Origin of the sequence: Citrobacter sp. MGH 55 (assembly GCF_016906145.1) — a bacterium.
Classification (GTDB): domain Bacteria; phylum Pseudomonadota; class Gammaproteobacteria; order Enterobacterales; family Enterobacteriaceae; genus Citrobacter_A; species Citrobacter_A amalonaticus.
This window is the reverse complement of record NZ_CP070239.1, coordinates 4,083,047-4,097,021: the sequence shown is the minus strand read 5'-3', so window position 1 is coordinate 4,097,021 and position 13,975 is coordinate 4,083,047. Positions and strand designations below refer to the sequence as shown.

The following is a 13,975-nucleotide window of genomic DNA, read 5'->3' as shown; positions in this document are numbered from 1 at the left end:
TACCCTATATTGCCATGCAGACGGACAGGCATGATGGGCAGGACTGTCAGGGGAAATGTACGGTCAGGTTATAGTATTCGCGGTCACTTAATCTTTCTCACAGATAACTGAGGGAGTGAAACTTATCGGGAAACCTCATCTGTATCTCTAGGTATTATAGGTCGCGGTGAGGGTGGAAAGCATATAAAAGTGTGCGGACTGCCACTTATCAGCGACAGCCCCGCAGATACTTATCGTTATGTTTTGGCGGATGATTAAAAGAGGAAGGTCACAGAACCATTGACAAATGAATAATCTTTTCCAGTTTTAAACTCCGGTGATACACGATTAAAAGATAAGGTGAAAGCGACCGGAGAATAACCTAAAGTGGCTCCGATGCGATATTCATCAACGGTATGATTAAGGGAGACGGTTTCATTTCGGGTCTGAAGCGTTTTTCCTTGTAATGTATAGTTACGGTCAACTTCCCGACGTTCCATCCCGGCAAATATCTTGTATATTAAACCATCATTTTTTGATGTATGCATTAACCCACGAGTAGCAAGCAGACCATACCCGTTATCTGAGTTCAGGGTTTTGTCATTGCCTATGGCAAGCGTTGCACCGTATCCTACATATTCAAAAAGATTTCCGCTTACCGCGGATATTTCTGGATAAATACCAACATTCGTTCCCAGGATATCCACATCAGGAGTCAGCGATAGCATTCCTTTAACCGTATACCCATAGCGATTTTCGATTTGATCATCCCATGCTTGATATTTTTCAGCATTAATCATTTGATGAGCTTTATTCTGGACTTGTTGACCGCCAGCATCTGGTCCAATCACGCCGACGTCTGTCCCCAGGCGATAGCGAAACCAGCTATTTGCTACAGAATTCCATTCAACACCCGTGTACAGAAAGGCACTAAAAGCTCTGTCTCCGGTTATTGCTGTCGGTAACCGCTTGTTGTCTCCTGATGGTGAGTAGATATCTTGTGCGATATGAAACGATAACTGGCTTGAGTCTGTAACATCATGGCTATAACCCAGGAAGAGACCTTGTGTATAATCATCGCGAGCTTCATCTTTATGACTATAAATTTTGTTAAGCGCAGGCTGAAAGATACCTGCGTCATCATTTGACAATGATAATGCGATGCTATCAGCCTGAACAACAGGTGTCATGAAAAACAGTGTGAATAACGCAATGCGGGTTAATGACTTATTCATAAGCAGCCTCCTGAGAATTTCCCTTTTTTAATCGGCCAGGTATTACTTTGTTCATAAATTAACATAAAATAAACATCCTGCTTTCTGCAATAAAATGTTCTTAATGTGTTATTTTTTTATCGCTTTATATGGCTGATGTGTGGTAAAAGTTTTTTCAGGAGGGATGGGTATGAACAGTCATGCACTTTTGAAAAACTCTTCAGTATTTATTGCATATAGGGGATATTCTTGATGGAGTTGTGCGTTTTTACGGGGGGATATTGTTTTTTTTCTGTAAAACAAAAAGATAAATAAGTGTTATTCCTGTCCTGAAGAACAGGATATAATGCATGTCATCGACTCTACTGCAATGAATATGTTCAATTTGGTTATGCTTTTTTATGCAAAAAAAACCGCATATTGCTATGCGGTAAACCATTGGGAAGAATATTAAACACATCTGAATTTCGCAAGAACACTGTAATAAATAGCGAAGGTTTATTCAATGTGTCATAGGCTAATTATGCTGAACTTTGCATATTATTATCATTTTGTTTCTTTTTTGCGTGATGATAGAGTGTAACATGGCTATGAGAACACACTATTTTATCAATCCGTACGGACAAATGGCTATTCTGCAGTGTAGAGCACTTGTACAATGGGCTCCTTTAATGCTTTGCCTTCCAGGACATTCATTGCTGCACTCGATTATTTTCCAGAAGGTCTTGTTAAAGGGAGTGACGTTATAAATTGTCAATGGAAAAAATTTCCCGTCAATGTAAATCCCTGAGTCAGTCTGCGAGACACTGGAACCTGGAGGAAGGAAAACATCAGATTCATACCAAATAATAAGCTTTATTTTACACCAGAGGATTGAAAATGAAATTCCACTCGAAGAACAGACAATAGTGTCAACAACTAACCATTCCATATTAGAGACCTTAACATTACTAATGACAATTTTTCATAGATGAAAAGTGTAGTTGTTTTTTGATAACTCATTGAAAAAGATCATTTTTTTGATTGTGTTTTTGTTCGTGAGTGATTGATTTTATTATTATAACGATCTTTTGTTGAATCTTTTTGTTTCACTTTTTTAATATTTGTATTTCTTTTTTATAAGTCTTTATAAAATTAGTGGTCAAATTATAAACATGGATTTTTTCAGGGTGAGAGGGAATTATTTAATCTGTGATACCCCTATTTGTCATTGTGCATAGTGACATGCCTTATCCTTTTCTTTAGCGATGGTGATACAGTCTGTATGTTGAAGGTCGATTCTTATGACTAGTACAAATTATGTTGCACCTGGGAGGCCAGTTATCACGTTAAGTCGTGGTTATGTCTCTTGTGGGCGCTAATGGAAGAAGGCTTTCGCGTAGTGAAAAATAACGGCGTCGGCCTGGTAGTGGTCTCTCTTTCTTATGCGATGAGGTTCATTGGAATAGTGGCGTGGGATGAATGTTTATGTGATAAGATGATTATACAGTAATCCCTATGTTAACTATTTATGGTTCATTAACTATAAGGTTGGCTGGCAATGAATACGCTACTTTTTCGATTAATAATGTTTATATTCATGTTTGGTTCTTTCCCATTACAGGCGGAAGTGCCAGATGACATGAAGCTTGAACGAGTTGTGATAGTAAGTCGCCACGGTGTAAGAGCACCAACAAAGTTCACCCCATTGATGCAGGAAATCACACCTTACCATTGGCCGCAATGGGATGTTCCGCTGGGCTGGTTGACGGCTCGGGGTGGTGAGCTTGTCACCGAAATGGGACGATATCAACAAAAAGTATTAATCGATAACGGCGTTCTGGAAAGTAACGTATGTCCGTCACAAGAACAGGTGGCAGTTATTGCTGATACCGATCAGCGCACTCGTAAAACCGGTGAGGCATTTCTGGCTGGATTTGCGCCGGGATGTAAAAATAAGGTTCATTATCAAAAAGAGCACGATAAAAAAGATCCTCTTTTTAATCCAGTAAAAATGGGGGTGTGTGCTTTTAATGTACTAAAAACTCAGGAAGCGATTCTGACACGTGCCGAAGGAAACATTGAACGGTACACTCAGCGTTATGACTCTGCATTCCGTACTCTGGAACAGGTTCTCAATTTCTCCCGGTCAGCAGCATGCCGATCAACCAGCCAGTCTGGTTGTACGCTACCAGGAACCTTACCTTCAGAACTCAGGGTTTCTGCGGATACCGTTTCCTTATCTGGCGCGTGGAGTCTTTCTTCCATGCTGACGGAAATATTTCTATTGCAAGAGGCGCAGGGAATGCCAGAGGTTGCGTGGGGGCGAATTCATGGGGAGAAAGAATGGACAGCGTTATTAAGTCTGCATAATGCTCAGTTTGATCTTTTGCAAAGAACTCCCGAAGTTGCCCGCAGCAGAGCAACACCATTACTCGATTTGATCAGCGAAGCATTAGTGAGTAATGGGTCAACAGAAAATCATTACGGAATTAAATTACCCGTCTCATTATTGTTTATTGCTGGTCATGATACCAATCTTGCAAATCTCAGTGGGGTATTTGATCTTAACTGGTCTCTACCTGGGCAGCCAGATAATACACCTCCTGGCGGGGAGCTGGTTTTCGAAAGATGGACGCGAGTGAGTGATAACACTGACTGGATTCAAATTTCGTTTGTTTATCAGACTCTCCAACAAATGCGTGAGTTTAAACCTTTTTCATCTTCGTCTCTCCCAAACAAGATTGTGCTTACGTTGCCCTCTTGTCAGGATAAAAATCCTGAGGGTATGTGTCCATTAAAGCATTTTATTGACATTGTGCAGACAGCACGTATTACACAATGTGCAGTGATGGCTGATGTAAACCGTTAAATATAATTCGTAGAGAATAGGGAGATTAAGAACGGTAGTGACAAACAGGTGAACGTTTAAAAGCGAAGTTTTGGGAATTTCAGGTGCGCATTTTGGGGCAGGATTTGGAAGCAAATCCCTCTTTAATATTTCGATATTATTATAATGTTTTGATGCTGTTTTTTGTCTGCGTAGTTTATGCTGATGATGGTGTTGTGGGGATCAATATTTCGTAAACCGGGGAAGGGACGTGCCGGGGGCGGCGCGAGCCATGCGCGAAAGTCGGCCCGGTGACGTCGTGTCACCGGGCAAGTGATTATTTCAGCTCATCCACCATGGCGATGGCTCGACCAATATAATTGGCCGGAGTCATGGCTTTCAGGCGGGTTTTCTCGTCATCCGGCAGCGGCAGGCTGTCGATGAATTGCTTCATGCCTTCCGCGTCGACACGTTTACCACGGGTTAACTCTTTCAGCTTTTCGTACGGTTTTTCAATACCGTAACGACGCATCACGGTCTGGATCGGTTCTGCCAGTACTTCCCAGTTATGATCCAGTTCGTCCAGCAGATGGTCGCGGTTCACTTCCAGCTTGCTCACCCCTTTCAACGTGGACTGGTAGGCGATCAGTGCATAGCCGATACCCACACCCAGGTTACGCAGAACGGTGGAGTCCGTCAGATCGCGCTGCCAGCGGGAAACCGGCAGTTTGCTCGCCAGATGTTGCAATACCGCATTAGACAGACCCAGGTTGCCCTCGGAGTTTTCGAAGTCGATTGGGTTCACTTTGTGCGGCATGGTGGAAGAACCAATCTCACCGGCAATGGTTTTCTGTTTGAAGTGGTTCAGCGCGATGTAGCCCCAGACGTCACGATCGAAATCGATCAAAATGGTGTTAAAGCGGGCGATGCAGTCAAACAGTTCGGCAATGTAGTCGTGCGGCTCGATCTGCGTGGTGTACGGGTTCCACTGAATACCCAGCGAGGTGACGAACTCTTCACTGAATTGATGCCAGTCTACTTCCGGGTAAGCGGCGATGTGGGCATTATAGTTGCCGACGGCACCGTTGATTTTACCGAGAATTTCCACCTGATTAAGCTGGCGGAACTGACGCTCCATACGATAAGCGACGTTAGCCATCTCTTTGCCCAGCGTTGACGGCGTAGCCGGTTGGCCGTGGGTACGGGAGAGCAGGGGAATGTCGCGATACTGTACGGACAGATCTTTGACCGCGTCGATCAGTTGACGCCAGTAAGGCAGCACCACTTCATCGCGGGCGGTTTTCAGCATCAGCGCGTGAGACAGGTTATTGATGTCTTCCGAGGTGCACGCAAAGTGAATGAATTCGGATACTGCATGCAGTTCCGGCACATTCGCCACTTTTTCTTTCAGAAAATACTCAACCGCCTTGACGTCGTGGTTGGTGGTGCGCTCGATAGTTTTAATACGCGCGGCATCTTCTTCATTGAAGTTCGCGACGATAGCGTCGAGGAAACCGATTGCGTCGGCAGCAAAAGCAGGAACTTCCTTGATCGCTGCGTGCGCGGCCAGTTTTTGCAGCCAGCGTACTTCTACCTGTACGCGGTATTTCAGCAAACCGTATTCGCTGAAAATCCCGCGCAGCGCGCTGACTTTATCGCCGTAGCGTCCATCGACAGGGGAAACGGCGGTCAGTGAGGATAATTCCATAGATCACAACTCCGGGGTTAAATGAGCAAGAATTTGTTTTGCCTGAGTGGTCAGGCGATTACGAGAAAACATGAGCTGCAGACGTCCACCGCCAACCTGGTGCCAGAGCACGGCAGCGCGAATGCCCGCCAGAAGTGAGGCGCGAACCTTGGCCTGTACCTGCGGGCTCTGCAATACAGCAGGGGAACCGGTCACCTGAATGCGCGGACCGAGCGGGCTGATGACATCGACATAAATTCCGGCCATCGCGCTCATCAGCGTTTCGGATTGCAGATCAAAGTGATCGAGCTGGCGTTGCAGGCCGTTGATCCGCTCGCCCAGTGTATCCAGAGCACCTTTGGCGGCGGTGAGTTTACGCTCGAGTACCATCAGACTTAGCGTGTAGCGGGTCAATTCCGCGTTCAGCCCCTGACGGCTGCTGGCATTCAGTACGCCGAGCAGGGTTTCCAGGCCGAGACGCAGATTCGCCTCGCTGCCGCCGAACACGCCCAGCGTTGAGCTGGGGTTCATATCGATAACGCTGTTCAGTGAGACGTGGAGCGCATCGGCATCACAATGTCCCTGGTGCGCCAGTTGTTGCACCAGGCGTGCAGACTGGCAGATCCCAGCCAGTGCGAGGGTGATGTCATAATAATTCTTTGCCACGGTCACTGCTTCCTTGTATCAGTCTGTTAAGAATAATTATACCGGCAGGGGCAGTCGCTGCTCGATAATACCGCCGCCGAGGCACACTTCGCCGTTATAGAAGACCGCTGACTGGCCCGGCGTGACGGCGGCAACCGGCTCGTCAAACATCACTTCTACGCGTTCGGCGTCCAGCGCTTTGACGGTGCACGGAATATCAGTCTGGCGGTAGCGGGTTTTCACTGTGCAACGCATTGTGCCGGTGAACGGCAGGCGATCAACCCAGTGTAGTTGCTGCGCAATCAGGCCGACGGACATCAGACGCGGATGCTCATGACCCTGAGCGACCACCAGAATGTTGTTCTCAACGTCTTTATCCACCACGTACCACGGATCTTCCGTGCCTTCTTTGGTGCCACCGATGCCCAGACCTTTACGCTGACCCAACGTGTGGTACATCAGCCCCTGATGCTGACCAATCTCTTCGCCGTCCACGGTAATGATTTTACCCGGCTGCGCTGGCAGATAACGGCCCAGAAATTCGCGGAACTTGCGTTCGCCGATGAAACAAATGCCGGTAGAATCTTTTTTCTTTGCGGTAACCAGTCCCAGGTCTTCGGCAATTTTGCGCACCTGCGGTTTTTCCAGTTCGCCGACCGGGAACAGACTTTGTGCGATCTGCTCATGGCCCAGCGTGTAGAGGAAGTAGCTCTGATCTTTATTGCTATCTAAGCCGCGAAGCAGGCGACTTTTGCCGTCGACATCCGCCCGGCGGACATAATGCCCGGTAGCGATATAATCAGCGCCCAGATCTTCTGCGGCGAACTCCAGGAAGGCTTTAAATTTGATCTCTTTATTGCACAGAATATCCGGATTCGGCGTACGGCCAGCTTTGTACTCTTCAAGAAAGAGCTCAAAGACGTTATCCCAGTATTCTGCGGCAAAGTTTACGGTATGCAGTTCAATGCCGAGCTTGTCGCAAACGGCCTGAGCGTCAGCCAGATCGGCGGCCGCAGTGCAATATTCCTCACCGTCGTCCTCTTCCCAGTTCTTCATGAACAGGCCTTCTACCTGATAACCCTGTTGTTGCAACAGCCAGGCGGAAACGGAGGAATCGACACCGCCGGACATGCCGACGATCACTTTTTTTGGGCTTTCTGACATTGGAATACTCACGACATTGAACTTCAAGGCGGCGTATTCTATCACGCACCCCTTTTAGTTGACACCCTCTGTAAACGGCCAGTTAAATGCGCCGATCGTCTCCAGTGGGTAACGCACGCCTTTTTGATAGCAACGAACACTTTCGGCAACCAGCGGAGAACGCAGGTTTGGGGCGGTAAGGATGGTGTCGGCGCTCACCCACCGGCAGCAGTCGATATCGCTGTCATGGGGTTCGGTGTCGCACATATTGGCAAGTTCAATCGAAAACAGGAAACGCAAAAACGGCGTATTGTCCGGCGCAATCCACTGATGCATGCGAATGAAGTGCTGAGGCTGCGCCTGGATGCCGGTCTCTTCCCACAGTTCACGCGTGGCGGCCTGGACTAACGTTTCGTCGGCTTCCAGATGTCCGGCGGGCTGGTTCCACAGCGCTTTACCGTTGATGGTCTCTTCAACGATTAAAAACTTATCCTCTGCATGGACGATGCAGGCGACCGTGACGTGCGGTTTGAACATGATTTATCCTTTCTTTTGATCAGTGACATCCCGCCATTCACCGTTGCTCAGGTTTCCCAGGGTGTAATCACCCATCGCATAGCGGATCAGGCGCAGCGTGGGGAAGCCAACATGCGCGGTCATTCTCCGCACCTGGCGGTTACGTCCTTCATATAAGGTCACTTTCAGCCAGGCGGTGGGGATGCTTTTACGTTCGCGAATCGGCGGATTGCGCGGCCACAGCCATTCAGGTTCCTCGACGATCTCAACTCCTGCGGGCAGGGTAGGACCATCGTTCAGCGTCACGCCATTGCGTAACGCTTCCAGCGCTTCCGCTGTCGGTTCGCCTTCCACTTGTACGTAGTAAATTTTCCCGGTGCGCTTGCCGGGTTGTGTCAGACGCGCCTGCAATGCGCCATCATTGGTGAGCACCAGCAACCCTTCGCTGTCTCTGTCGAGACGACCTGCGGCATACACGCCCTGCACAGGGATAAAATCTTTTAACGTGCGGCGTCCGGCCTCGTCGGTAAATTGTGGCAAAACATCGTAAGGTTTATTGAACAAAACCACGCGTTTTGGCTGGTTTTCTTTCCGGGGCTTAGTGACTTGTAGTTGGCTGAATCGCTCAACCCGGTGATTTCTAAAAGAAGTTTTTTGCATGGTATTTTCAGATCTTATCAATTGCCGCATTATAGCCTAATAACGAGTGTCTTTCATGGCAGCGAACATTAGGGTAGTATTGACATGCTCATTACAAAACATTAACAAAAAATTGCTCTAACGCAGTCGTGCAGCAGGACGCAAAGGCACATGCAGCGCGATGACAGACGAGCAAACCAGAAGCGCTCGAAGGAGAGGTGAATGGAAAGCAAAGTAGTTGTTCCGGCGGAAGGTAAGAAGATCACCCTGCAAAACGGCAAACTCAACGTTCCTGAGAATCCGATTATCCCGTTTATCGAAGGCGACGGTATCGGTGTTGACGTAACCCCTGCCATGCTGAAAGTGGTCGATGCCGCTGTCGAGAAAGCCTATAAAGGCGAGCGTAAAATCTCCTGGATGGAAATTTACACCGGTGAGAAATCTACCCAGGTATACGGCCAGGACGTCTGGCTGCCAGCTGAAACTCTGGATCTGATTCGTGACTACCGCGTGGCGATTAAAGGCCCGCTGACTACCCCAGTCGGTGGCGGTATTCGCTCTCTGAACGTTGCGCTGCGTCAGGAACTTGACCTGTACGTCTGCCTGCGTCCTGTTCGTTACTATCAGGGCACTCCAAGCCCGGTTAAACATCCGGAACTGACCGATATGGTTATCTTCCGTGAAAACTCAGAAGACATTTACGCCGGTATTGAGTGGAAAGCGGATTCTGCAGATGCGGAAAAAGTGATCAAATTTCTGCGTGAAGAGATGGGCGTGAAGAAAATTCGCTTCCCTGAACACTGCGGTATCGGTATCAAACCATGCTCCGAAGAAGGGACCAAGCGTCTGGTTCGCGCGGCGATCGAATATGCAATCACTAACGACCGTGACTCTCTGACCCTGGTGCATAAAGGCAACATCATGAAGTTCACCGAAGGCGCGTTCAAAGACTGGGGTTACCAGTTAGCGCGTGACGAATTCGGCGCTGAACTGATCGATGGCGGCCCGTGGATGAAAATCAAGAATCCAAATACTGGCAAAGAGATTGTGGTCAAAGATGTGATCGCTGATGCGTTCCTGCAACAGATCCTGCTGCGCCCGGCGGAATACGATGTGATTGCCTGTATGAACCTGAACGGTGACTACATTTCTGACGCCCTGGCAGCACAGGTAGGCGGTATTGGTATCGCCCCTGGCGCTAACATCGGTGACGAGTGTGCGCTGTTTGAAGCAACGCACGGTACGGCGCCGAAATATGCCGGCCAGGACAAAGTGAACCCGGGCTCTATCATCCTGTCCGCTGAGATGATGCTGCGCCACATGCAGTGGTTCGAAGCCGCAGACCTGATTGTTAAAGGGATGGAAGGCGCGATTGCCGCGAAGACCGTGACCTATGACTTCGAACGTCTGATGGAAGGCGCTAAGCTGCTGAAATGTTCAGAGTTTGGTGACGCAATCATCGCGAATATGTAATAGCGATAATTGTTAAATCTATTAACGGGAGCGTAACGCTCCCGTTGTTTTTTGTTAGGCTGCTAACGGTTATCAAAATTTTATCAAAACAAGTTATCAAAACCCCCTGGTAGTCTGGGGGAGGCTGGTCGATCAGATGACAGCTCCACTGCCCGGTTCCCATTAGGCATTTCTCAGTTTTGGTGGTGGATGCTCGTTAATAGTTTGGTCCGTTCTGTGCCAGGAGCGGGCGTCTTATTCGCATGTTTGAAACAACATCTTTAGGCCGTTTTTCGCTCATAAGGAACAATCCTGCTCATCTCTCCCACATTAAAGAGATTAGAGTATGAACACCGCCACTCAGGGTGAGATCATGGACGAACGGTGATGGCATCAGGGATGGTGAAAGACCAGCGAATAACCCTGCTCGTGCCAATGCTGAAGCAATTCCTGCTGGCGGCGGGTCGGTTCGATGCCGGTCCAGACAAACAACTGTTGTCCAGGAAAGAGTTCCGGACGTGGAGAATCCAGCGGTTCAGCCAGTACGGCGATGTGCCAGCCTTGCTGAGACAAACGCCAGGCTTCCAGCCACAGACGTGCGCGGTCTTCGGTATCCCAGCCAATCAACAACGCATCTTTGCCTGCTTTTTTGCGGGCTTCGGACATACAGGCGGTCACAAATTCAATCAGCACGCCATCAAGCAAGCTGCACATGATGCGGGCCGTATTATGGTCGAGGCTAAGGCGTTGGCGTACGGGAACGAAAATGTGATCGATAAGATCGTCTGAAGTATGCTCACGGGCAAGAGCACCGATTTTGGCCCGTAACCTGTCCGGATGAGCAAAACGCAGCACGCCCATCATTTCTTCCTGCAAAGTGGTCCAGTCATTATGGGTTGCCACAATGCTTTGTTCCAGCAACACTTTGACCTTGCTTACCGGCACACCGCTTTTAATCCATCGCTTGATCTCTTCAATGCGCTGGATATCTTCTTCATCAAACTGACGATGGCCGCCTTCGCTGCGCCGGGGCTTTAACAATCCATAGCGCCGTTGCCAGGCGCGCAGGGTAACGGGGTTGATACCGCATCGTTCAGCGACATCGCCTATGCTGTAAAATCCCATAGTGTCCCTCATACGTGGACCGAATCGTTCCTTACAAACTAACGAATCAGCCGTGTTTGTACAATTTATTATTTATTGTACAACAGCCTCGTACTAAGCCTAGCTAAAAATAATGAACGTCAGGTAAACAAGACTGATGAGACAGGAAACGTGTACAGCATCCCCTGATGGTGTAGCGAGGTTCACCTGCCGCCATGAATACAGCAGGCGAAATAAGAGGATTACAGCGGTGTTTTTTTCTCAGGCCATGCAACCGGTGGAATTCCACAGAAGCAAGGCGCGGCAAAAAGATGCCCCTGGAACTGAGAAATACCCGCCGATTCCAGCCACATCCACTCTTCGGGCTTTTCAACCCCGACGGCTGATATCGCAATTTCCAGAGACGCACAGCACTTAATCATGGCCTGGATGATGGCCTGTCGTGGGCCGCTTTTATGAACATCGCAAATGAGGTCGCGATTAATTTTGATGCGATCGGGTTGGAACTGCGCCAGCAGCCGCAGACCGCCAAAACCGGCACCAAAGTGATCGAGGGCGATACTGATCCCAGAGGATTTCAGGGTTCTCACCGTCTCCGTAAAGGCTTCAAACTCGGAGATAACCTCGCGTTCAGTGAACTCAACGATGATCTGTTCCGGAACAAGACCACTGTCAGCAATGGCATTGAGCAAATAGCTGGCTGCATCCGGCACCTTCACCAACGTCATGGGCAACAGATTCACGGACAAAACCTGATCGCGCAGACCCAGTGAGGTCGCCAGTGTAAAAGCGACTTTCTTACTTTCCAGGTCGGCCAGATAAATATCGTCGCCCTTAATATTGTCAAAATAGCGCTGTGGCGAATCACCCGAACGGGTTCGCAGCAGCGCTTCCAGGGAGACAATTTCCTGAGCAAAAGGATCGATGATGGGCTGAAAAGCAAAGCTGCAATTGGCCTCCTCACTGACTGACGTCAGGGGAATCGTGCGAGCGGATTCGGTCGCAATAAAATCCCACGTGTCAGAGGGAGGGATCTCAAAATAGTTCTCTTTTTCAGTGGCTTCCACGAAGGTGCGGAAAAACTGCAGCGCACGGTCGTTGTAGGTAAGTTGGTATCGGGATGTGCCCTTATCGAGAATGGTCTGTAATACCTCCTCCCGATCATGTTCCCGTAAATCAAATAGCTCCATTCCCACTTTCCCAAAGCGGCGGGAGGGACCGTGATCGCACAGCAGTTCGACAACATTATAGTGGCGCTTGTCTTCACAAATCGCCTGATAAATAGCCCTTACGTTTTCATCAGGGCCTTCAAGCAGCTGAAAAAAATGTGTGCCGTTAAACAGCAAAATGCCTGTCACGTCAGCACGCCCATTTGTAAGGTTAGCGGCGGCGACCATACTTTCGAGCGCCTTCACCGGGACGTCATCACAGAGATGACTGCGGTAGATAATGGTAGTGAGCATGATTTTCCGGCATTGAGGAATGATGTTTAACCCTAACAGAACGGAGGAGATATAACACATTAAATTAACGAAAGTTTTACTTAAGAGTGGCGGGTGGGGTTGGAAGTGGAGGATAACGATGGCATCACCAAAAAATGAGCCTCAAAGTAGTGTACAGATAACTATCAGAACAATACCTATATATAAGTTATAACTAATTGAAAATAAATCATTAGCACTTTTTGTCAAAAATGAAATCATGCATTTGTACAGGTTTTGTGTACAATTTTTCTAACTTTGAATAACGCAGCATTAACCTTTTACTGATTCGCACAGGAGAGACTCATGCAGCAAAATGGTTACATTTCAGATACAGCTAACGCCATTGCGCAGTATTTCAGTAAGGCCAATTTGCCGACTCAGCAGGAAACATTGGGGCAGATTGTGGTGGAAATTCTAATGGACGGGCGCAATCTGAATCGCAAGACACTGTGTACAAAATTACTTGGTCGTCTGGAAAAAGCGACCTGTGTAGAAGAGGAGGGTCATTATAACGCGCTGATTGGTTTGCTTTTTGAGCGCTGAGCCCTTGTATTAAAATCGTGAATCAACATGATGCTGTGTTCCTGTCCTTGGCAACACGGCAGAAGAGAGAATGATGATGAACAGAAGTGACATTGAACAACTCACAGACGAACTTATCGGCCAGGCAGTGTTGACGCTGCTGAAACGTAAAGCGGCGGTGAATTCAATGGCCCTGGTCACTCAACTCCGCGTTATGCAGGAAACTGAAATGGACGCCCGTCGTCGAGAGGTATTTCCGCTAATTATTTCTTACATTGAAGCGGTGATAGCTGATAAAGCAACGTCAACACCGACATCCAGACATAGCGGTCAAATGGACACCGTCCGCTCACTTTCAGGGACAACCCTGAAGCCAGGAAAAGGAAAAATTCACTAAACGCTTAACTTTTAATGATGGTGGAAATGATGAACACAGCAATCACACAACAACCTGATATTTATAGTGCTTTGCCTGATCACGTCCTTTCAGATTATTTTCGTCATGCCGGCGACGCCCTTGCTGAAGAAGCAATGGTTTTGGGCGCAGCTATACGCCATATTCTTATAAAGGGTGAGCATATTAATAACAAAAATATCATTTTATCTCTGATACAAACGCTGGAAGTCACGGATGACATCGTACATGCAGATGTGATAAGAAAAACCCTGGAAATAGTTGTCGGACATACTATAGACGATATTTGATGTATTTAACGGGGGGAGTCAATTTTCTGCTCTATTTAAATGCTCAGCGTTGGGTCAGTCGATTATTGCCGACCTT

The 13,975-nt window shown here is 48.0% G+C and carries 14 protein-coding genes; 5 read left to right on the top strand and 9 right to left on the bottom strand.

The features are described 5' to 3' along the window. Positions 1–254: 254 nt before the first annotated feature. Complete coding sequence (locus tag JTI98_RS17040) at positions 255–1,214, bottom strand: lipid A deacylase LpxR family protein (RefSeq protein ID WP_044328724.1); 960 nt, start codon at positions 1,212–1,214, stop codon at positions 255–257. Between the two features lie 580 nt (positions 1,215–1,794). Further along, positions 1,795–2,124: an anti-adapter protein IraM gene (iraM, locus tag JTI98_RS17035; RefSeq protein WP_216081575.1), complete on the bottom strand. Its 330-nt coding sequence runs from the start codon at positions 2,122–2,124 to the stop codon at positions 1,795–1,797. Between the two features lie 609 nt (positions 2,125–2,733). Between iraM and JTI98_RS17030 the strand changes: the two genes are divergently transcribed. After that, on the top strand, positions 2,734–4,044 hold the full coding sequence (locus JTI98_RS17030; RefSeq protein ID WP_216081574.1) for an AppA family phytase/histidine-type acid phosphatase: 1,311 nt from the start codon (positions 2,734–2,736) through the stop codon (positions 4,042–4,044). A 295-nt stretch (positions 4,045–4,339) separates the two neighbouring features. Here JTI98_RS17030 and purB read toward each other — a convergent pair whose 3' ends face one another. From purB to rluE, 5 genes are read right to left on the bottom strand one after another with little or no spacing between them, the layout of a single operon-like run. Further along, positions 4,340–5,710, bottom strand: a complete 1,371-nt coding sequence (gene purB / locus JTI98_RS17025; protein WP_044327682.1) for an adenylosuccinate lyase — start codon at positions 5,708–5,710, stop codon at positions 4,340–4,342. A 3-nt stretch (positions 5,711–5,713) separates the two neighbouring features. After that, complete coding sequence (hflD, locus tag JTI98_RS17020) at positions 5,714–6,355, bottom strand: high frequency lysogenization protein HflD (protein WP_042320078.1); 642 nt, start codon at positions 6,353–6,355, stop codon at positions 5,714–5,716. Between the two features lie 36 nt (positions 6,356–6,391). Further along, a complete protein-coding gene (gene mnmA / locus JTI98_RS17015; RefSeq protein WP_044254911.1) occupies positions 6,392–7,498 on the bottom strand; it encodes a tRNA 2-thiouridine(34) synthase MnmA in 1,107 nt (368 codons plus the stop codon). Positions 7,499–7,552: 54 nt separating this feature from the next. Beyond that, positions 7,553–8,014: an NUDIX hydrolase gene (locus JTI98_RS17010; protein ID WP_216081573.1), complete on the bottom strand. Its 462-nt coding sequence runs from the start codon at positions 8,012–8,014 to the stop codon at positions 7,553–7,555. Between the two features lie 3 nt (positions 8,015–8,017). Continuing rightward, positions 8,018–8,683 (bottom strand): 23S rRNA pseudouridine(2457) synthase RluE, encoded by a 666-nt coding sequence (gene rluE / locus JTI98_RS17005; protein ID WP_216081572.1) that lies wholly within the window; start codon positions 8,681–8,683, stop codon positions 8,018–8,020. Positions 8,684–8,854: 171 nt separating this feature from the next. Here rluE and icd point away from each other — a divergent pair, with 171 nt between their 5' ends. Further along, complete coding sequence (icd, locus tag JTI98_RS17000) at positions 8,855–10,105, top strand: NADP-dependent isocitrate dehydrogenase (RefSeq protein WP_043000943.1); 1,251 nt, start codon at positions 8,855–8,857, stop codon at positions 10,103–10,105. 372 nt (positions 10,106–10,477) lie between these two features. On the opposite strand, the gene JTI98_RS16995 is transcribed toward icd, so the two are convergent. Both JTI98_RS16995 and JTI98_RS16990 read right to left on the bottom strand, forming a co-directional pair. Beyond that, entirely contained in the window at positions 10,478–11,209 is a 732-nt protein-coding gene (locus JTI98_RS16995; RefSeq protein ID WP_044327680.1) for a MerR family transcriptional regulator, read from the bottom strand. Between the two features lie 221 nt (positions 11,210–11,430). Next, the gene (locus JTI98_RS16990) at positions 11,431–12,651 is read right to left on the bottom strand and encodes a diguanylate phosphodiesterase (protein ID WP_043000941.1); all 1,221 of its coding nucleotides are present in this window, start codon (positions 12,649–12,651) and stop codon (positions 11,431–11,433) included. A gap of 324 nt (positions 12,652–12,975) precedes the next feature. Between JTI98_RS16990 and ycgZ the strand changes: the two genes are divergently transcribed. The 3 genes from ycgZ (at position 12,976) to JTI98_RS16975 (ending at position 13,899) form a co-directional block, all read left to right on the top strand. Continuing rightward, the gene (ycgZ, locus tag JTI98_RS16985) at positions 12,976–13,215 is read left to right on the top strand and encodes a regulatory protein YcgZ (RefSeq protein ID WP_043000940.1); all 240 of its coding nucleotides are present in this window, start codon (positions 12,976–12,978) and stop codon (positions 13,213–13,215) included. Between the two features lie 70 nt (positions 13,216–13,285). Beyond that, on the top strand, positions 13,286–13,591 hold the full coding sequence (locus tag JTI98_RS16980) for a hypothetical protein (RefSeq protein WP_051642342.1): 306 nt from the start codon (positions 13,286–13,288) through the stop codon (positions 13,589–13,591). Between the two features lie 41 nt (positions 13,592–13,632). Further along, positions 13,633–13,899, top strand: a complete 267-nt coding sequence (locus tag JTI98_RS16975; protein ID WP_043001947.1) for a biofilm development regulator YmgB/AriR family protein — start codon at positions 13,633–13,635, stop codon at positions 13,897–13,899. The last annotated feature ends 76 nt before the right edge of the window (positions 13,900–13,975 follow it).

Bases quoted from the DNA above. Each gene is read 5' to 3' on its own strand.
- JTI98_RS17040 (WP_044328724.1), bottom strand. From the start codon at position 1,214: ATGAATAAGTCATTAACCCGCATTGCGTTATTCACACTGTTTTTCATG.
- iraM (WP_216081575.1), bottom strand. From the start codon at position 2,124: ATGGAATGGTTAGTTGTTGACACTATTGTCTGTTCTTCGAGTGGAATT.
- JTI98_RS17030 (WP_216081574.1), top strand. From the start codon at position 2,734: ATGAATACGCTACTTTTTCGATTAATAATGTTTATATTCATGTTTGGT.
- purB (WP_044327682.1), bottom strand. From the start codon at position 5,710: ATGGAATTATCCTCACTGACCGCCGTTTCCCCTGTCGATGGACGCTAC.
- mnmA (WP_044254911.1), bottom strand. From the start codon at position 7,498: ATGTCAGAAAGCCCAAAAAAAGTGATCGTCGGCATGTCCGGCGGTGTC.
- JTI98_RS17010 (WP_216081573.1), bottom strand. From the start codon at position 8,014: ATGTTCAAACCGCACGTCACGGTCGCCTGCATCGTCCATGCAGAGGAT.
- rluE (WP_216081572.1), bottom strand. From the start codon at position 8,683: ATGCGGCAATTGATAAGATCTGAAAATACCATGCAAAAAACTTCTTTT.
- icd (WP_043000943.1), top strand. From the start codon at position 8,855: ATGGAAAGCAAAGTAGTTGTTCCGGCGGAAGGTAAGAAGATCACCCTG.
- JTI98_RS16995 (WP_044327680.1), bottom strand. From the start codon at position 11,209: ATGGGATTTTACAGCATAGGCGATGTCGCTGAACGATGCGGTATCAAC.
- JTI98_RS16990 (WP_043000941.1), bottom strand. From the start codon at position 12,651: ATGCTCACTACCATTATCTACCGCAGTCATCTCTGTGATGACGTCCCG.
- ycgZ (WP_043000940.1), top strand. From the start codon at position 12,976: ATGCAGCAAAATGGTTACATTTCAGATACAGCTAACGCCATTGCGCAG.
- JTI98_RS16980 (WP_051642342.1), top strand. From the start codon at position 13,286: ATGATGATGAACAGAAGTGACATTGAACAACTCACAGACGAACTTATC.